This window comes from Candidatus Electronema sp. JM, from assembly GCF_048287415.1.
Lineage (GTDB): Bacteria > Desulfobacterota > Desulfobulbia > Desulfobulbales > Desulfobulbaceae > Electronema.
Genome location: NZ_JBLWEN010000044.1, coordinates 38,687 through 55,491, shown reverse-complemented (window position 1 = coordinate 55,491; position 16,805 = coordinate 38,687). Strand labels below are relative to the sequence as shown.

General features: G+C 56.4%; 16 protein-coding genes. 1 reads left to right on the top strand and 15 read right to left on the bottom strand.

Features of this window, described 5'->3' with window-relative positions; all coding sequences use genetic code 11:
- Nucleotides 1–1,137: 1,137 nt before the first annotated feature.
- The 3 genes from ACNKH6_RS09395 to ACNKH6_RS09385 form a co-directional block, all read right to left on the bottom strand.
- Entirely contained in the window at nt 1,138–1,884 is a 747-nt protein-coding gene (locus tag ACNKH6_RS09395; RefSeq protein WP_417915298.1) for a 4'-phosphopantetheinyl transferase family protein, read from the bottom strand.
- Nucleotides 1,885–1,981: 97 nt separating this feature from the next.
- Complete coding sequence (locus tag ACNKH6_RS09390; protein ID WP_417915297.1) at nt 1,982–3,157, bottom strand: phosphoglycerate kinase; 1,176 nt, start codon at nt 3,155–3,157, stop codon at nt 1,982–1,984.
- A 15-nt stretch (nt 3,158–3,172) separates the two neighbouring features.
- Nucleotides 3,173–4,399: a type I glyceraldehyde-3-phosphate dehydrogenase gene (locus ACNKH6_RS09385; RefSeq protein WP_417915296.1), complete on the bottom strand. Its 1,227-nt coding sequence runs from the start codon at nt 4,397–4,399 to the stop codon at nt 3,173–3,175.
- Between the two features lie 217 nt (nt 4,400–4,616).
- Between ACNKH6_RS09385 and queC the strand changes: the two genes are divergently transcribed.
- Nucleotides 4,617–5,306, top strand: coding sequence for a 7-cyano-7-deazaguanine synthase QueC (queC, locus tag ACNKH6_RS09380; protein WP_417915295.1), 690 nt, complete (start codon nt 4,617–4,619; stop codon nt 5,304–5,306).
- A 204-nt stretch (nt 5,307–5,510) separates the two neighbouring features.
- Here the strand turns inward: queC and ACNKH6_RS09375 are convergent, their stop codons facing one another.
- The 12 genes from ACNKH6_RS09375 to ACNKH6_RS09320 form a co-directional block, all read right to left on the bottom strand.
- Complete coding sequence (locus ACNKH6_RS09375) at nt 5,511–6,017, bottom strand: 4Fe-4S dicluster domain-containing protein (protein ID WP_417915294.1); 507 nt, start codon at nt 6,015–6,017, stop codon at nt 5,511–5,513.
- Between the two features lie 12 nt (nt 6,018–6,029).
- Nucleotides 6,030–7,934 (bottom strand): anaerobic carbon-monoxide dehydrogenase catalytic subunit, encoded by a 1,905-nt coding sequence (gene cooS / locus ACNKH6_RS09370; protein ID WP_417915293.1) that lies wholly within the window; start codon nt 7,932–7,934, stop codon nt 6,030–6,032.
- Between the two features lie 34 nt (nt 7,935–7,968).
- The gene (locus ACNKH6_RS09365) at nt 7,969–9,192 is read right to left on the bottom strand and encodes an NAD(P)/FAD-dependent oxidoreductase (RefSeq protein ID WP_417915292.1); all 1,224 of its coding nucleotides are present in this window, start codon (nt 9,190–9,192) and stop codon (nt 7,969–7,971) included.
- Nucleotides 9,193–9,299: 107 nt separating this feature from the next.
- Nucleotides 9,300–10,256, bottom strand: coding sequence for a peptidylprolyl isomerase (locus tag ACNKH6_RS09360; protein ID WP_417915291.1), 957 nt, complete (start codon nt 10,254–10,256; stop codon nt 9,300–9,302).
- A 411-nt stretch (nt 10,257–10,667) separates the two neighbouring features.
- A complete protein-coding gene (gene rfaE2, locus ACNKH6_RS09355; RefSeq protein ID WP_417915290.1) occupies nt 10,668–11,933 on the bottom strand; it encodes a D-glycero-beta-D-manno-heptose 1-phosphate adenylyltransferase in 1,266 nt (421 codons plus the stop codon).
- Nucleotides 11,930–12,634: a DVU0298 family protein gene (locus ACNKH6_RS09350; protein ID WP_417915289.1), complete on the bottom strand. Its 705-nt coding sequence runs from the start codon at nt 12,632–12,634 to the stop codon at nt 11,930–11,932. The genes rfaE2 and ACNKH6_RS09350 overlap by 4 nt, the downstream gene beginning before the upstream one ends.
- A complete protein-coding gene (locus ACNKH6_RS09345; protein ID WP_417915288.1) occupies nt 12,631–13,146 on the bottom strand; it encodes a ferritin in 516 nt (171 codons plus the stop codon). The genes ACNKH6_RS09350 and ACNKH6_RS09345 overlap by 4 nt, the downstream gene beginning before the upstream one ends.
- Nucleotides 13,147–13,178: 32 nt before the next feature.
- Nucleotides 13,179–14,273 carry a cyclic nucleotide-binding domain-containing protein gene (locus ACNKH6_RS09340; protein WP_417915287.1) on the bottom strand — a complete coding sequence of 365 codons (1,095 nt, stop codon included), beginning with the start codon at nt 14,271–14,273 and terminating at the stop codon, nt 13,179–13,181.
- Nucleotides 14,274–14,290: 17 nt separating this feature from the next.
- A complete protein-coding gene (locus tag ACNKH6_RS09335; RefSeq protein ID WP_417915286.1) occupies nt 14,291–15,421 on the bottom strand; it encodes a cyclic nucleotide-binding domain-containing protein in 1,131 nt (376 codons plus the stop codon).
- Nucleotides 15,422–15,459: 38 nt separating this feature from the next.
- Complete coding sequence (locus ACNKH6_RS09330) at nt 15,460–15,807, bottom strand: hypothetical protein (protein WP_417915285.1); 348 nt, start codon at nt 15,805–15,807, stop codon at nt 15,460–15,462.
- Nucleotides 15,808–15,969: 162 nt separating this feature from the next.
- Nucleotides 15,970–16,230, bottom strand: coding sequence for an FmdB family zinc ribbon protein (locus ACNKH6_RS09325; RefSeq protein ID WP_417915284.1), 261 nt, complete (start codon nt 16,228–16,230; stop codon nt 15,970–15,972).
- Nucleotides 16,231–16,559: 329 nt separating this feature from the next.
- Nucleotides 16,560–16,799: a hypothetical protein gene (locus ACNKH6_RS09320; protein ID WP_417915283.1), complete on the bottom strand. Its 240-nt coding sequence runs from the start codon at nt 16,797–16,799 to the stop codon at nt 16,560–16,562.
- Between the last annotated feature and the right edge of the window lie 6 nt (nt 16,800–16,805).

Here is a 16,805-nt window from a genome sequence, read left to right as displayed (position 1 = left end):
AACAGCTTTCTTCTTCATAATTTTAAAAAATATAAAAATGATTTCAGCCCGCATCCGCTCCTTGCGGAAAACTGGCAACGGACATCAAAGCAAGACTGAGCCTTTCAGATATTATATTATTTTCATAATAAATTCAATGCCGTTCTAAGAATCTTCAGCTTTATCACTCATAATTCACTACCACCGGCTGGACCGACGCTTCCAAGGAGAGGCCGATTACGGATATTGCCAGGCGAAAGACATGATTATTACGGATTCAAATTGGGACTCTGTATTTCAACACTTGGAATGATCAAAAAATTATTTAATTCTTCCAGCGCGTCCTCATGACATTCAGTGCCTTGAAACTCTTCTGGATTAATTTGAAGGAACTATCCTGCAGACAAATGATTCATTGATAAATTCAGGCATTCTTTTCTTATGGATCGACATAATATTCTTGTCGTCACGCCGCCTCGGAATAATATGAAATCATATTTTTCTGAACATCTTCTCAAATTCTGCGGACGCGCAAGAAAGCTCATCGAAACTGTCGGCCCGCAGCTGACGGGATGCTTTGTCCGAACGTACGATCTTTGGCATTTTTAACACCGGATGATCCGTAAAATTTTGGCTCATGCTGTCTGTGTTTTCCTGAACTTATCCTGCAATCGCCCTCCGCTTGATCTGGATGGGCTGGTTGCAGGATAAAGAGTTGCACATTAGGTGATATAGTGTCTATTGAAGGACAAGATTGCGTTTCTGACGACAATTTCAGAGTTGACGGTGAAGCAGTGAAGCATGAGACAGTCGGCTGAAGCTGACCACGCCAGCTTCAGCTATCAATCGAAGCCACCGGCTTTCAGCCGGTGGAGCATTCATTCAGCAACGCTCAAGAGGGAGACCACTGGAATTGTGACAGAGGATAAATAGGCTGCTCGCAGCCGGAGTAGGAAATCAGCAGCCTTTGGCCAGAACTGACCAATGCATGCATTCTAAAAATTGATGCGGTGCTGGATTGCTCTGGCTTGGCTGACCTTGATGGACAGGACTTGAGGGGTAAGTGCTATTTTTCGATGAAGACCGCTGCGCTTTGATGGGTTTTTTTTGATTAGAAAAATACAACTGAGCATTATAGAAATAACAAGTTAAACGTTATCAGTGAAACTGACTTGATGCTATAGAACCGCCTGTCAATGTCATAATGTATGGATAAAAAATGTAAATAGCTACTGATTGCACATTGCTGTTCATTACAATACAATCAAATTTCAGGTATTTTTTATTGAAAATAATTTTCGTCAATTCAATCGCAGAAAAACTTGTCGGCACATCAGACAGCGCACTCTTTTTGACAGCCTCTTTCATAGCCCAAAGCATCGTTAAACGAGTTTCATGATCGCCGATATCAGGCCATTTATCCAGCAAGTCCAATTCATTCGTTGAAGCAAAATAATCGGTCAGCAAAGGAAGTTTACCCGATATTTTCTGAAGATCAATGCCGCAGCTCTTTCCTTGCGTAGTCAATGCGACTGCGTATCCACCGCTATGGGAAATAGAAAGCAACATATTGCGCTCTCCCGCCGGTCCAATGACAATAGGTTTTCCATATTCATTCGGCAGCACAGTCAGATGCTGGCTGTGCTGCCGCAGTTTTTCCGCATCTGATTGATTCAGCAGTGCCAATTTTGCGGCAATTCTTCCGCCAAGCCATTCCCGCCGCCTTTTCGCATGATGAAATCGTTGAAAATAATCCAGCTCTTGTTTGGAAAGCAGCATGACCGTTTCTTCCTCTTGCAAACAATCAAGATTCACCAAACTTGCTTGAAAAAGCTCTGAAAAATAAACACGGCCATAACCGCAAAAAACAGAGAAAAAGTCTTCAATATTTTTAAAACCACTCATTCTATTCGCATATGTCCCGATTGCAAAAAAATATTCTTGGAACTGTCAAACTTTGAGAGTCCCCCAGCAGAGCCGGGGGGTACTTCATTATAGAAAACTATTCCAACGCCGCCACGCCCGGCAGAACCTTCCCTTCCATCAGCTCCAGGAACGCGCCGCCGCCGGTGGACATGTAGGAGATGTTCGCCGCTTCACCGGACTGCATCACCGCCGCGTTGGAATCGCCGCCGCCAGTGATGCTCAGGGCGTGCGACGAGGCCACGGCGTGCGCGAGGGCCATTGTCCCGCGTGCAAAGGCATCCATCTCAAAGGCGCCCATCGGGCCGTTCCAGACTATAGTCTTTGCGTCAGCCAGCACTTCGGAGAAGCAAATCACCGAGGCCGGGCCAATATCCAAAGCCATCCATCCTTCGGGAATATCCTGCACCGTCACCTGCTTGCAGACCGCATCCGGCGCGAAACGGTCAGCGGCAATCACATCTATCGGCAAATAAACCTTCACGCCTTTGGCTTTCGCGTCCGTCAAAACCTGACGCGCACTTTCCAGCAGATCGTCCTCAACCTTGGAAGCTCCGACCGCAACGCCTTGGCTCTTCAGGAAGGTGTTGGCCATTGCCCCCCCGATCAGCATCTTGTCCACCTTGTCCAGCATTCGGGTCAAGGCGTTGAGCTTGCTGGAAACCTTGGCCCCGCCGACAATGGCGACTAAAGGCCGCTGCGGCGCATCAATGGCGCGATGGAAATAGTCCAGCTCCTTGTGCAGGAGCAGCCCGGCGGCCTTCTCTTTCACGTGCGCGGTGATGCCTGCAACGGAAGCGTGTGCCCGGTGCGAAGCGGCAAAGGCATCGTTAATGTACACATCCGCCAGCGCGGCGAGCTGCTTGGAGAATTCCTGGTCGTTGGCTTCTTCTTCAGCGTGATAGCGCAGGTTTTCGAGCAGCATAATCTCGCCGCTGCTCAAGGCAGCAACAGCTTTTTCTGCCTCCGGGCCGACGCAGTACGCCGTCAGCTTGACCTCTTTGCCAATAAGCTCCGCTAAACGCTTCGCCACCGGAGCCAACGAATACTTCTCCACCCGCTTGCCTTTGGGCCGCCCCATGTGCGAGGCGAGAATCACCTTTGCGCCCTGCTCCAAGGCATACTGAATGGTTGGCAGCACGGTGCGGATGCGCAGATCGTCGGTGATTTCGCCCTGCTCGTTCATCGGCACGTTGAAATCCACCCGAATCAGCACCCGTTTGTCCTTCAGCTCCAGATCGCGGATCGTCTTCATGGTTCGCCTCCTTTCTCAAACCATCTGATTGGCGACAGAAACGGTCAAATCACCAAGCATGTTGGTGTAGCTGCCCAGCTCGTTGTCGTACCAGCCGTAAATCACCGACTGGGTGACAGGAATCTCCAGCACCGCAGGCACCTTGCCGGGATCAAACTCAAAGCCTTTCAGCTTCAGGTGATCCAGATGCACTTTCAGCGCGGCGGTGCGGGTATGGGTCTCGGTGCCCTCAATCACTGCGGCGGCCTGCGGCGTGCCGATGATGTCGGACGAAACATTCTGCGCCTCTGAGTATTGCAGATACGGCGAATTGGCGGCGTAATCGCGGTAAATGCCGTTGATCAGCTCGCGCTTGATCGGGTTCTCCATCTCATCCTGGAAGTTCATCACCAAGATGATCAATGAGCCGGTGGCCGTTGGAATGCGCACTGATTCGGCAATGAAGCCGATGCTCTTCATCTCCGGGATGACAAGGCTGAGAGCCTTGGCCGCGCCGGTGGTGGTGAGGATGATGTTGTTGAGCAAAGAGCGCGTCTTGCGCAGATCAGTCGCTCCGGCGGAGGGCACGCTGTCCAGCACTTTCTGACTGCCGGTGGCGGCATGAACCGTGACCATCGAGGCGGTCAGCATCCGTTCCGCGCCGAAATGATCGAGCAGCGGCTTGATCATGTAGGACAGACAGGTGGTGGTGCAGGAGGCGGCGGAGATGATGGAATGCTGCTCCGGCTTGTAGTCGTCATCGTTGATGCCCATCACCGCCGTGACCGCGTCGGCGGGCATATCCAACCCTTTGGATTTGATCTTGAACGGTGCTGAGACCAGCACTTTTTCCGCTCCGGCCTGAAGATGGCCGCGCACTGAGCCGCTCTTTGCGTCGGCATCAGCAGTCGGGTCTTTGAACACGCCGGTGCTGTCCACGACGATGCGGACATTGTTCTCCTGCCACTTGATATCTTTCGGATTGCGGGCCTCGCGCAGAATGACGACCGGCACGCCGTTGACGGTCATGGTGCCAGCGGCCTCGTTCAGGTTCTCAATCACCCGTCCGCCCTTGTGGCCGTGCAGGTAGGTGGAGAGCTTGCCGTAGGTGGAATCTTTCTCAATCAGTGAGGCGATGTCCTCCAAGCCGCCGCCGACCTGACGGCCCAGATTGACCACGATTTCCGAGAAATGCTTGCGGGAGACATGGTGCCAGAGGGAAAGTTTGCCGATTCTGCCAAGACCGTTGATGCCGAGTTTCATGCTTGGGTTCTCCTTTTTGTGCAGAAAATAAGAAATATGTCTTCCGCCTGTCCGCCAGACGGCTGTGTGCGTGCGCCGCCGCTGCCAGAAGGCAGCCATGCAAAGTTCGGGTGAATATTTTCCCAAAGAGCGGTATGATGCGCTGATTCAGCTATCTATGATAGGTGATAAATGCGCTTCTGACAATATCAAACCCGATTGGTGCGGAAAAATATCCATGAAAAAAGCAGTTGTTCTTCTCAGCGGCGGGCTGGATTCCACCACGGTTTTAGCGATTGCCCGCAGCCGGGGCTTCGCCTGCCATTGCCTCAGCTTCCGCTACGGCCAGAAGCAGGATGTCGAGCTGGAGCGGGCGGCGGTTATCGCCAAAAACATGCAGGCCGCGCAGCATCTTGTTCTCCGGCTGGATTTGGGCCTGATCGGCGGCTCGGCCCTGACAGCGGCCATCGAGGTGCCGAAAGATCGCAAAGCGGAAGAAATCAGCGAGGGTATTCCTGTGACCTACGTGCCTGCGCGGAACATCATCTTTCTTTCCCAAGCAGTCGCATGGGCGGAAGTTATAGGCGCGGCGGACATCTTTCTCGGCATCAACGCGGTGGATTACAGCGGCTATCCCGACTGCCGCCCGGATTTCCTCCACGCCTTTGCGCAGGCAGCCCATCTCGGTACAAAAGCAGGCAGCACCGGCAATCCGTTCCGCTTTCACGCCCCGCTAATTGAACTGAGCAAGAAGGAGATTATTGAAGTTGGCATGAAGCTGGGCGTGGATTACTCGTTAACGCATAGCTGCTATGATCCGGTGCAGGGCTTGGCCTGCGGGCATTGCGATGCCTGCATCCTGCGGCTGAAGGGCTTTGCTGAGGCGGGAATGAAGGATACGGTGCGGTATTATTCTCAGGAGTTTTAAACTGTCAGCTCCATAAGAGCTGAGAAAGCAGAGGAATTCCAAGAAAGAAGAATGCGAAGCGGCGGCGCGGACGGCCAGTCCTCATGAAAACTTCAGGATTTCAAGTTGAATGGACTTTTTCATGAATGTAAAAAAATCCGCCATCTGGCTGTCCGCTGGGAAAGACAGCCCTGCCGCTTCGATTCTTTTCTCTGTCTGTTTGTTTTATGTGGGCACGACGAATAGTGGGACAGGTTCATTCTTCAGCGCCACATCCCTTCTGCGCTCCTTGGGCAGCTCATCGACATCAACGATGCGCAAGGCTTTGGTCGGGCAGGCGGCGGCGCAGGCCGGGACATCTTTTTTATGGCAGCGGTCGCACTTGACGGCAAGATGCTGCTCGGCGTTGCGGCTGATCACCCCGAAAGGACAAGCAAGAATGCACGACCAGCAGCCGATGCAGCGTTCTTTGTGGCGGAGGACAAAGCCGCGATCATTCTTGTAGAGGCAGCCGGTGATGCAGGCGGCCACGCAGGGCGCGTCGTCGCAGTGGCGGCAGAGCACCGGCATGGTTCTGCCGCCCTGCTGCTCGACAAAAAGCCTGCGCTGGGGCGGGCTGCTCTGGCTGACTGCGGCGACGAGGTTCTTGTCTTTGGAATGAGCGACCCGGCAGGCGATTTCGCAGCTCCGGCAGCCGAGGCATTTGTCCGGCTGGACGTAAATAAGCTCCATGAACGCGCCTCCTTACAGACCAAGGCCGACCCGGCGTTGATCAATGACCGCCAGCAGGGCGGCAGCGGCCTTGGCAGGGTCTGGCTCGACCAGAAAATAGCCGCCGAGCAGCCCTTTGATCTTGTCGGTAAGCACAGTTGCGACCAGTTTGCTGCCCAAAACCGGCGGGGCAATGCCCAGATGCACCGGCAGGCCCGCTGCCACGGCCCAAGTGCCAATAGCGACCGCCTTTTCGGTCACAGCTTCCGGCGCGGAAGCCACCACCGGCAGTTGGCTGAGGTCAACGCCGAGCTTGTCAGCCACTGCGACGGCCACGTCCACAGGCCGGGCGTTGTCCACGCAGGATCCCATGTGCAGCACTGGCGGCAGCGGCCCGCCCAAGCCCGCCGCTTCGCCCACCGCAGTCAGCACAGCGGCCAAACCCGTACCTGCATACTGTTTTGTGGCCTCTGAAGTCATGAAGCCGTGGCGGGCGTAGGCAGACGAAGCGCAGCCGGTGGCCAAGATCAGCACATTGTTGGCCAGCAGCAGCTTGACCATCTCAACATAATTGCGGTCTTGCGGCACCTTGACGCTGTTGCAGCCCGCAAAAAGGCAGATGCCCCGGATATTGCCTGCGACGATGTTGTCAATCAAGGGCTTGAGCGGGTCTTCACTATTGACCTTGGCCAGCGTGGCAATGATTGCCTCAGCCGAGAAACCGGCAATGGCCGCCGAGGTATGCTTGGGAATGCAAACCTTGTCGGCGTTGCGTTGCTGGAAATTGGCGATGCCCTTGCGCAGTATCTTTCGGGCGCAGTCCGCCGCCCTTTCATCGCAGAATTCCACGTGCTCTGCGCCCGGCATCTTGGCGATGGGCATGGTGGTGATGATTTTGGTGTGGAAGCACTCCGCCGCAGTGGCCACCGCAGGCATGATGCACTGGTAATCCACCACCAAAGCGTCCAGCGCGCCGGTCATGATTGCAGTTTCCTGCGAAACAGAGCTGGTCGCCAGCGGAATGCCGTGCCGCATCAGGACTTCATTGCCCGTGCAGCAGATGCCGACGACATTCAGGCCCTCGGCTGCGCCTGCCTGCTTGGCCGCTTCGATCATTTCCGGCTCGGAAGCGACTTGGGCGATGATGTCGCTGAGGAGCGGATTGTGGCCGTGCAGGGCGATGTTGACCGCGCCGCTCTTCAGCACGCCGAGATTGGCCCGGCTGACCACCGGCTGCGGCGTGCCGAACAAAATATCGGCCAAATCAGCGGCTAAATGGCAGGCGGCATAGTCGGCAAGGGCGCATTTGAGTGCGCCAAGCAGGATGTTGACCGGATCAGCGTCCACACCATAGGTGGTGCGGTGCATGACCTCGGCCACGCTGCTGTCAATGCTGGTCGGAACAATGCCAAGCCGGGAAAAGACCTCCAAGCGGCCCTTGGTGACGGTGGTCGCGGCCCAAGCAAGTCCTTCGTCCTTGTCGCTGAACTCGGCCAGAGCTTTGTCAGTCAGATCACGCGCAATGTCGCGGCTCGCGCGGCCCGCTGTTGCAATGCCGACACGGGCGGCGACGGCCTTCAGCTTGGCTTCATCTGTGATGGCATAGTCAGCGGCCTTGCCAGCCGCGATTTTTTTCAGCACGTGCGCCAAATGACGGGCATGGCCGCTGTGCGAGGCCGTGCCGCCTGCCACAGCGCGGGCCAAACCACGGGCAACAATGGTGTCGGCATCCGCGCCGCAGATGCCGCGCTGCGCTCCTTCGCCAAAGGGATCAATCCGGCATGGCCCCTGCATACAGTGACGGCAGCAGACACCCAACTCGCCGAAACCGCACTGCGGCAGCTGGGCCTCGTAGCGGTCCCAAGCGGTCTGGAGCTGCGCTCCGCCTTTGTGGTGGGCCAAAATTTCGGTGACGGCGGGGTCAATGGAACGGTTCATAGTAAATCCTTCTTGTTATCTCGATGTTCGTCATCTACTGCTTCATCTCCGCCATCACCTCGCGGACAATCGCATCTCTTTTGCCGCCGAGCGGTATTCGGCAGCGGATCAGGTTGGCATAGACACCGGCCCGCTCCGCCTTGCCGAGAAAAAGCAGTCCGGCGAGACGGTCTTGCTCAAAAATGAGCTTGCGGTAGTTGCCGCCGCAGGCTTCCGCGACAACCTCATGCTGTCCTGCCGTGCCCTTGAGCAGTCCAGCAGAGAGCAGGGGCAGTCCAGCGATTTCCGTGCTGTTCATCACCGCGAGCATGGGCGGCGCAACCGCCTTGCCGCCGCTCATATTGCAGCCAGCGACCCTGCCGCTGCACACGGCATTGCTCCAAAGGCCGCTGACTGCCGCGCTGCCGTCAGCCTGATCGGTGAATTGCATCAGATCACCGGCGGCATAGATGTCCGGCACAGACGTGCGCATCTGCTGATCCACCACCACGCCGCGTTCAATCGTGATGCCGGATTGCGCGAGGAAAGCAATGTTCGGCTTCACGCCTGCGGCCAGCAGGACAAGGTCAGCAGCGGCTGTGCGGCCCGACGCAAGGCGCACGCCGACAGCTTGGCCTGCCGCAGTCATGATTTCCACCGGCGCATCCTCCGTCAGAATGCTCATGCCCTGCTGCCGCAGACGGTCGGCGACAGCATCAGCGGCAAAGGCATCCGCCCGCAGCGGCAGAATGTGCGGCTGCTGCTCAATCACCGTGACTGCCAGCCCGGCCCGCAGCAGCGCCTCGGCAGCCTTGATGCCCACCAGCCCGCCGCCGATCACTGCGGCGGCCTTGCAGCCGCGCAGGAGATGCCGCCTGATTCGCGCCGCGTCATCCAAGCTGCGCAGGGTGAACACGCCGCCGCTCTCCGCACCTGCCAGATGCGGCAGAAGCAGCTCCGGCGCACCGCCTGCGGCCAAGAGGAGCTTTTTATACGCCAGCTCCCGCCCTGATTTAAGGCTGATTAGCCGCTTTTCCGAGTTGACAGCCACACATTGGTCGTGCAGCAGATCAACCCCGCTGATTGTCGAGGGATGCTCGGTGAAGAGGATTTCCTCCGCCGTGCGACTGCCATCTAAAAGATAGGGAATGAGCGGGCGGTAGTAGAACGGCAGCGGCTCGTCCGCCACCACCCGGATTTCCGCGCCCGGCAGATTCCGTCGCACAGCGGCCAAGCCTGACGCGGCGGCAATCGAGCCGCCCACAATCACGTAGTCCATCCTGATTTCTCCGTTTCAAGGCTCCGCTATGCTGATCCGCCTGGCATTTCCGCTGTGTCTGCGGAGCAGAAGCCGCAGGAAGCACAGCGGGACATGAGCAAGACTGTTTAAAAATCAACTAACTCCACATCAAAGACCAGCCACGCATTCGGCGGAATAATGCCGCCGCCTGCGCCCTGCTCGCCGTAAGCGAGGCTCGGCGGGATGATCAGCGTGCGTTTTTCGCCCTTCTTCATGCTGGCAAGGGCCATATCCCAGCCGGGAATCACCCGGCCTGCGCCGACTGGAAACTGAATCGGCTCGCCCCGGTCATAGGAGCTGTCGAATTTGCGGTCGTTCTCCAGCAGGCGGCCTGTGTAGTGGACGCTGATCTTCGTGCCCTGCGCAGGCGTTGGCCCTTGCCCTTCCTTGTTGACCGTCCAGTACAGTCCTGCCTTGTTCGACTGCGCTTTTGGCCAGCGTTTTTTGATGAGCTGGGCGGTCTGCTTCTGCGCCTCAGCAACAGCGGCATGCTGCTTTGTTTCCAGCTCCGCCTTGACCCGGTCAAACGCGGCCTGATCAGTTGCAAATTTCTGCGCTTTCTCGCCGTGGCGGATGATCTCAATGGTGCTGATCACATCGCCCTGCTGGATGGCATCAACCACGCTCTGGCCTTCAATCACTTGGCCGAAAATGGTATGCTTGCCATTCAGATGCGGCGTGGCGACATGGGTGATGAAGAATTGCGAGCCGTTGGTGGCAGGACCGGCGTTGGCCATCGCCAGAATGCCAGGGTGGGTGAACTTCAGGCCAGGAACAATCTCATCGGCAAAATTGTAGCCCGGCCCGCCGGTGCCGGTGCCGAGCGGGCAGCCGCCCTGAATCATGAAGTCCTTGATCACCCTGTGAAATTTGAGGCCATCATAGAAACGGGTGCCGGTTGCCCTGCTGGCTCCGCCGTAGGCCAGCGTGCCTTCCGCCAGTCCGGCAAAGTTGATCACCGTCAGCGGCGTTTTGTCGTAAAACAGCTCCAGCAGGATGTCGCCCTTGCCGGTTTTGATCTTCGCGTACAGTCCATCTTTCATTTTTTGTTCCTTAGATGCAGGTGGTGAAGGTGTTGACGTTGGCGCAGGAGCAGCCGGAGCCGTCTGGCTGGCGGCAGGAAATGCTGTAAAAACAAGCAGTGCCAACGCGGAAAGAAAACGCAAGGTTGAGACAGTCATATAATCCTCCTGAATGCTGGTGAGCACCTGAAAATAAAAATGCTCATGGCAGTGCCGCTGCCATATCGTTAAAGAATTTACTCAGATCCTCTTGTTCAACGCAGTGAGGAATTAGGCGGGGTAAAATTTGGATCAAAATAAGCAGCGCATCTGATGCTGCACATCTTCAGCAACACGAAAAACAGGAGCTGGTGGCTGCCGTTGAGGAAGATGATCGAACACTTCGTGATTCCATCGCTCATCACGGCGCAGATTGGCAACTTGGATATTTTTTCATATAACCGCCTGTTGCCGAATTCGCTCGATAATTGCGCTGGTCGAACTGTGGCTTTTAAAGACGATCCGCCGCACCGAGCCGCCAGCGGCCTTGACCTCCGCCGCACCGACGATCTGCTCTTCCGGCCAGTCCGCACCCTTCACCAGCACATCCGGCAGCAGCGCACTGATCAGCCGCTGCGGGGTGTCTTCCGCAAAAATGGTGACAAAATCCACGCAGCCGAGCGCGGCCAACACTCTGGCCCGCTCATTTTCGCTGTTCACCGGGCGGGACAGTCCTTTCAGCCGCCGCACCGAGCTGTCCGCGTTCAGGCCGACCACGAGGCAGTCACCGCAGGCGCGGGCCTGCTCCAAATAGTCCACATGCCCGGCGTGGAGCAGGTCAAAGCAGCCGTTGGTGAAAACGACTTTGCTGCCCTGCTGCCGGATCAAGGCCAGCCGCGCTTGCAGGGTTTCCAGCGAGACGATTTTATTTTTATCCCAGCCCGGCCAAGGCCGCTCGCCAGCCGTACAGAAGCGGGAGCGCAGCTTGTCTAATTCCGTCTCGTCAATCTGGGCCTGAACGCATTCGGCCTCCTCACCTGCTTCAGCGAGAATCGTTCCGTCCGGCGCGATGATCAGCGAATGTCCGGCCAGCCTGCCCTCGCCAACCGCGCCGCAGCCATTGCAGGCAACGACGAAGGCTTGATTCTCCACCGCCCGCGCCTGCGCCAGCAGCCGCCACTGCCCCAGCCGGGCTGAAGGCCACTGCGCCGACACCACAATCAGCCTGCTGCCCGCAAAAACTTGGCTGCGGCTGATTTCAGGAAAACGGAGGTCATAGCAGACCAAGGCACCCAGCGACCCGAAGGGCGTGGCAATGTGCAACGGCTCCTGTCCGGCCTGCAAATAGTCTTCTTCCTGCCAAAAGCGGAAGAGATGCTGCTTCTGATACGTGCCTGCCACGCCGTCCGGCCCGACAACGAACAGCGTGTTGCAGGGCTTGCTGCTGGCCTGCGGCTCCAAGAGCGAACCGGCAAACCAGAGGCTGCGCTCCGCCGCTGTTGTTTGCAGCGCGACAAGAATTGCCGGTGTCTGCTCGGCCAGCGCGGCTGCGTTGGGATAATCAAAACCGCTGGCCCAAACTTCCGGCAGAACAACAAGGGTGTTTTCCGGCAGCGTTTGCGCGTCCAGCAGCTCGTGGAACTGGCGGAGATTGGCCGGAATGTCGCCGGAGCTGATTGCCACTTGCAGGCAGGCGGCGTGCGGGAACAGAGTGCTCATGCTTGCAAACGCTCCGCAGCCTGCGCCGCCAGTTCAGCCACAGTCACTGCGCTGATTTTTCCATCCTCATAGAGCCGCAGCATCGCGCTGTCCGTCATCAACTCATGCAGCCGCTTCGGGCAGGAACAGCGGCCCAGCAGGCCCGCCGCACGCGCCGCCAATCCGCGCACTTCCGCGTCCGGAGAAGCAAAATACTGCGGCAGATCGTCGGCCATGCCCTTGGCCAAGGCCAGCTCGCGGCGGCACTGCGCCAGTCGTCCGGCAGCCCAGAGCAGGCCGCGCTGCAAGGTCTCGTGCTCCAGAAAATTGCCGTCCTGATGCGGCAGCTCGCCGTCGGGCCGCATGTAGGAAAGGAGCATATGAACGTATTCTTCGGCCAACCCTTCATGACGGCAGAAAATCTCGGCCATCGCCTCCGGCACGCCCCAGCCGATGCCGCCCGATTCCTCGTTCAAGCTCCAGAGCAGGCGGCGCATGATGATCCGCGCGGCCTCCATCTCCTCGTCCGCCAGCCGGGCGACCGTCCAACCCATTGCGGTGACGGCGTGCCAGCGCAGCCGTTCCTCGCTCCGGCAGATGGCGGCGATGAGGGCGTTGACCGCCTCTTTCGCATCCAACGCCGCCAAACCGCGCTGAATTTCGGCCAAGTCCTCCTGCTCAAGCAGCTCAAGCACCTGCTGCTTGATTTTGCGGGCACTCATGCCCCCTGCTGCGCCGGAGGCGTAAAGACCCGCTTGCCCAACTCGGCATCAAGCAGAAAAAGGCCGGAGCTGTCCTTGCCGATCAGGCGCAGCTTGCTGAGTATCTCGCCGACTGCTGACTCTTCTTCAACCTGCTCGGAGACAAACCATTGCAGAAAAATTTTGGTCGCATGATCCTGCTCGGCGGCAGCAATATCCATCAGTTCGTTGATTTTTGCCGTGATGCCTTCCTCATGCCGCAGCACCTGCTCAAAGGCTGCGAGCGGGCTTTCCCAGTCCGCATCAGGTTTGGCGACCGCCTCCAGCAGTGCCCTGCCGCTCCGGCTGATGATGAAATCATACAGCTTCATGGCATGAAGCAGCTCTTCCTGCACCTGGACCCGCATCCACGAAGCAAAACCGGACAGGCTGACAGAGTGAAAGTACGATTCAACAGACAGATACAGGCAGCTTGAATACAGCTCCGCATTGATTTGGTGATTGAGGGCTTCAGCAATTCGTGTTTTCAGCATGATAATATCTTGTCAAAATCCGCCGCGCGGCATTATTCCTCGTCATCGTCGCCACTGTCCTCCCGTTCGTCAATGCGCTGGAGTCCTTCCATCACCAAACCCATGAAGCCGCCCAGAACAGGGTATTCTTTCTCCTCTTCCGTCAGCCCTTTGGTGTAGGTGAAACGCCCATTCTGCTGCACGAGCAGGGAGAAAAAGGCATCTTTGTCCTTCAAGCTGCCGTAGCGGCAGCCAACCAGCTCACCTTCATTAAATAAGGCTTCGCCGTCACTTTCATTGAAAGTGAATGTCACCCGGCCAGATTTGCCGCCGGAATTGATCATCTGAAATAACTCGACCGGATTGATCTCAGTCAGCTCGCCGCTCATGCCGGAGCTGATTTTGCCCTGCCGCAAGGTGTTCTCCTGAGCACGGTTGACCAGCACGCGGTAGAAAAAAATTTGCAAGATGGGGTATTTAGCGAGCACGTGCTTGAAATCTTTGGCATTCAGTACCGCCAACTGGCAGGCGGTGCGGGAATACACCGAGGGATAGGTCAGTTCGCCCGAAAGCAGGCTCATCTCGCCAAACATGCCGCCCGGCCCGATTTCAGCAATAATCTCGCTGTCTTTCCGCACCACCGCCACTTTTCCTGACAGCACCACATAAAAGGTGGTGCCGCGCTCGCCTTCTTCAATGATGATCTTGCTGGGCGGGAAGCTCTTCATTTTCATCAGAAGAGCGAGGTCTTGCAAATCAAAGTCGCTCAACGGCTCAAACAGCTCCATCTCGCGGAGGATGTTGAAAAACTGGGCGATGATCTGCTGCTTGGCCCGCTGCTCCGCCGCCCTGAGCAGATTCATCTGGAGGGTGGAATAGGCTTTTTCCTTTTTGTACTCGAAACGGATCAGGCCAGTGCAGCCGCCGCACTCAAACTTGGCCTTTTGCACCCCTTGCCGGGTGATTCGCTGCTCCAGCGGCTTCGTCTCAGTCAAGACTTTGAGCAGCTCGCGCATCAGGAAGAGGCAGACCGGTTTGTCCCGGTCAATATGCAGGGAGGAATTTTGGATGGCGAATTCTTCGCCCACGTTGTACAAGGGGCAGGAGCATTCTTCTGTCACCACAAAGACGGCGTTGCGGAATTCCATGCGCTCAACGGAACTGCTTACTCGTCCTCATCCATGTCAAAGTCTGGTTCTGCTGCTGAAGAAGCCGGGGCGACCGCCACGGCCTGCCGCTCGTCAAGCTGCTGAAGTCCTTCCATCAGCAGGCCCATGAAGCCGCCTAATGGTTGCAGTTTATGATATTTTGCCGCCAGATTGGTGTTATAGCTGAAAGAGCCTTTCTTTTTCCCCATCACTTCAAACAAGGCTGGCTTGCCTTCCAACTCGCCGATGGTGGCATAAACTATTTCTCCTTCATTGAACAAAATGACAGCATGACCGTCCGGGAAGATCAAATCCACCTTGCCGGATTTGCCGCCGGAGTTGATGAGCTGAAACAGCTCCACCGGGCTGATGTAGATCAGCTCGCCGCTCATGCCGGAACTGATCTTGCCGGAACGGGCCATGTTCATCTGCGCCCGGTTGACTAAGAGGCGGTAGAAGAAGATTTGCAGCACCGGGTAGCGGTTGAGGATGAATTTCAAATCTTTGCCGTTGATGGTGCCGAACTTGACCACGGTGCGCGAATAGACCGAACTGCTGGCTGGCTCGCCGGAGAGCAGGCTCATCTCGCCGAAAATTTCGCCGCGCCCGATTTCGGCGATCACCTCCTTCTCACCCTTGACGATGGCCACCTTGCCGGAGAGGATGATGTAGAGATGCGTGCCTCTGGTGCCTTCAGCGATGATCACCTTGTTGGGATCAAACTGCTTGAGCTTGAGCATGGAGATCAGGTCGAGCAAGTCGTGATCTTCCAGCAGCTCGAAGACCTCCATCGTGCGCAGGTGCTTGAACAGGGCTTCCACGTGCCGCTTGCGGGCCTTTTTGTCGGCGATCCGCAGCAGGTTCATCTGCAAGGTGGAGAACCCCTTCTCCTTCTTGTACTCGAAGCGCATCGAGCCGGTGCAGCCCGGGCATTTGAAGGAAGCCCGCTGCATGGACATCTGGGTGAAGCGCTGCTCGCCCGGCTTTTTGACTAACGCCTTGTGCAGTTCCTGCACCAGCAACATGCAGACCGGTTTTTCGAAATCAACGCTGACTCCGCCGTCCTGCACTTGCAGCTCTTCGCCGATATTGTAAATAGGACAGTTGTCCTCTGACGTGACAACAAAAACAGCGTTGCGGTAATCCATGCTGGCCGTCCCGGTTCAAAAAGGAAAAAACAATGCGGTCATGAGCGGCCAAAAAACAGATAGATGACAAAACCGAGCACCGCCGCCGCGCCACCGAGCACCGGCAGCACCTTATTGACTTGCAGCTCGCCGTTCACCACCAGCGTCTGCATGTATTCAGTGCCGGAAAGCCACCAGACGGCGGCAAAAATTGCCAAGATAATCATCTCGGTGAATGACTGCTTCCAAATCAGGTAGCCGATCAACGCGATGAAAGGGACTAAAAAATACGGATTGGTGAACAATCCGGCAGCATCAACCTCTTTAATCTGGTGCGGCACCCCTGTGCCTTGCAGCCAAGTCACTATCCCGCTGAAAAAACTGTCCGAAGCTGCTGCGCTCGCCATTTTTCCGCTCCTTCGCAGATCAAGTCACACGGTTCCCGGCAGGAAGAACTCTCTGCCGAATAATCAACACGTTCAGTTCCAGAGTACCAGCAGAGACAAAAAGCTGTCAATTAAAAAACTTGTCTGCCGCCTGCGAAAAAAGGACAGGCGGCAGGCCGCGTCTCAGGAGGCGGCGGGACAGCAGCCTTTGCAGCCTCCTCCCTCGCCGCAGGCCGGAGCCGCTTTGGCATCTTGCCCGCAGCCCTTTGCGCTGTAACCGTCCGCATACCAGCCGCCGCCTTTCAGATGAAAGGCACTTGCGGAGACCAGTTTTTTCATGGCGCCGCCGCATTCTGAACATGTCGTCAGCGGCGGCTCGCTGATTTTCTGCTGCACTTCAACGAGCCTGTCGCAGGCTGAACATCTGTACTCATACACAGGCATTTTGTCACCTCGTCATGTGGCATCAACTGATTGGCATCATTGTCTCAATCCGCAGCGTCTGCGGCTGGCGGACACAATAATCCCGCCTTGTCCGCCTGTCAACAATGAAAGCGCAAACAGGCAGGAATGCGCTTCTTGCAGCCAGCACGCAGCATGAACGGCACTCTTGTTGCACCTCGCCAATATTTCTGCGTAAATTCATGGCTGCCTTTTGCTCCCACGCCAAATCTGTGCCCGCTGCTTTGAAAAAAAAAAATCTTTTTTCGTGCAAGAGTCTTGCATCAGAAAAGGAAATCAGTTACAGTACGCATCAGTCAAGCAAGATATCATCAGCATCGGGCAACAAACCGCACGCCGGGCGATGATGCAGTGGCGAGTTCAGGCGACATCCTGTCAGATTTGAGACAGGCCCTGTGAGATGCCAATTCAGCTTGACTGTTTTTCACAGAAAAAAATTCATGTTCCTCAGCAGGAAACCAGCTATGAAATTGAGCTGATTTTCTGCATTTTTTACTCAGCAGGGCAGAGCGGAAATTTTTCTGCTCGTGTCTGCTGCTGTCAGTGATCATCTCTTT

Excerpts from the sequence above, each read along its gene's own strand:
- ACNKH6_RS09395 (WP_417915298.1), bottom strand. The coding sequence starts at position 1,884 with ATGAGTGGTTTTAAAAATATTGAAGACTTTTTCTCTGTTTTTTGCGGT.
- ACNKH6_RS09390 (WP_417915297.1), bottom strand. The coding sequence starts at position 3,157 with ATGAAGACGATCCGCGATCTGGAGCTGAAGGACAAACGGGTGCTGATT.
- ACNKH6_RS09385 (WP_417915296.1), bottom strand. The coding sequence starts at position 4,399 with ATGAAACTCGGCATCAACGGTCTTGGCAGAATCGGCAAACTTTCCCTC.
- queC (WP_417915295.1), top strand. The coding sequence starts at position 4,617 with ATGAAAAAAGCAGTTGTTCTTCTCAGCGGCGGGCTGGATTCCACCACG.
- ACNKH6_RS09375 (WP_417915294.1), bottom strand. The coding sequence starts at position 6,017 with ATGGAGCTTATTTACGTCCAGCCGGACAAATGCCTCGGCTGCCGGAGC.
- cooS (WP_417915293.1), bottom strand. The coding sequence starts at position 7,934 with ATGAACCGTTCCATTGACCCCGCCGTCACCGAAATTTTGGCCCACCAC.
- ACNKH6_RS09365 (WP_417915292.1), bottom strand. The coding sequence starts at position 9,192 with ATGGACTACGTGATTGTGGGCGGCTCGATTGCCGCCGCGTCAGGCTTG.
- ACNKH6_RS09360 (WP_417915291.1), bottom strand. The coding sequence starts at position 10,256 with ATGAAAGATGGACTGTACGCGAAGATCAAAACCGGCAAGGGCGACATC.
- rfaE2 (WP_417915290.1), bottom strand. The coding sequence starts at position 11,933 with ATGAGCACTCTGTTCCCGCACGCCGCCTGCCTGCAAGTGGCAATCAGC.
- ACNKH6_RS09350 (WP_417915289.1), bottom strand. The coding sequence starts at position 12,634 with ATGAGTGCCCGCAAAATCAAGCAGCAGGTGCTTGAGCTGCTTGAGCAG.
- ACNKH6_RS09345 (WP_417915288.1), bottom strand. The coding sequence starts at position 13,146 with ATGCTGAAAACACGAATTGCTGAAGCCCTCAATCACCAAATCAATGCG.
- ACNKH6_RS09340 (WP_417915287.1), bottom strand. The coding sequence starts at position 14,273 with ATGGAATTCCGCAACGCCGTCTTTGTGGTGACAGAAGAATGCTCCTGC.
- ACNKH6_RS09335 (WP_417915286.1), bottom strand. The coding sequence starts at position 15,421 with ATGGATTACCGCAACGCTGTTTTTGTTGTCACGTCAGAGGACAACTGT.
- ACNKH6_RS09330 (WP_417915285.1), bottom strand. The coding sequence starts at position 15,807 with ATGGCGAGCGCAGCAGCTTCGGACAGTTTTTTCAGCGGGATAGTGACT.
- ACNKH6_RS09325 (WP_417915284.1), bottom strand. The coding sequence starts at position 16,230 with ATGCCTGTGTATGAGTACAGATGTTCAGCCTGCGACAGGCTCGTTGAA.
- ACNKH6_RS09320 (WP_417915283.1), bottom strand. The coding sequence starts at position 16,799 with ATGATCACTGACAGCAGCAGACACGAGCAGAAAAATTTCCGCTCTGCC.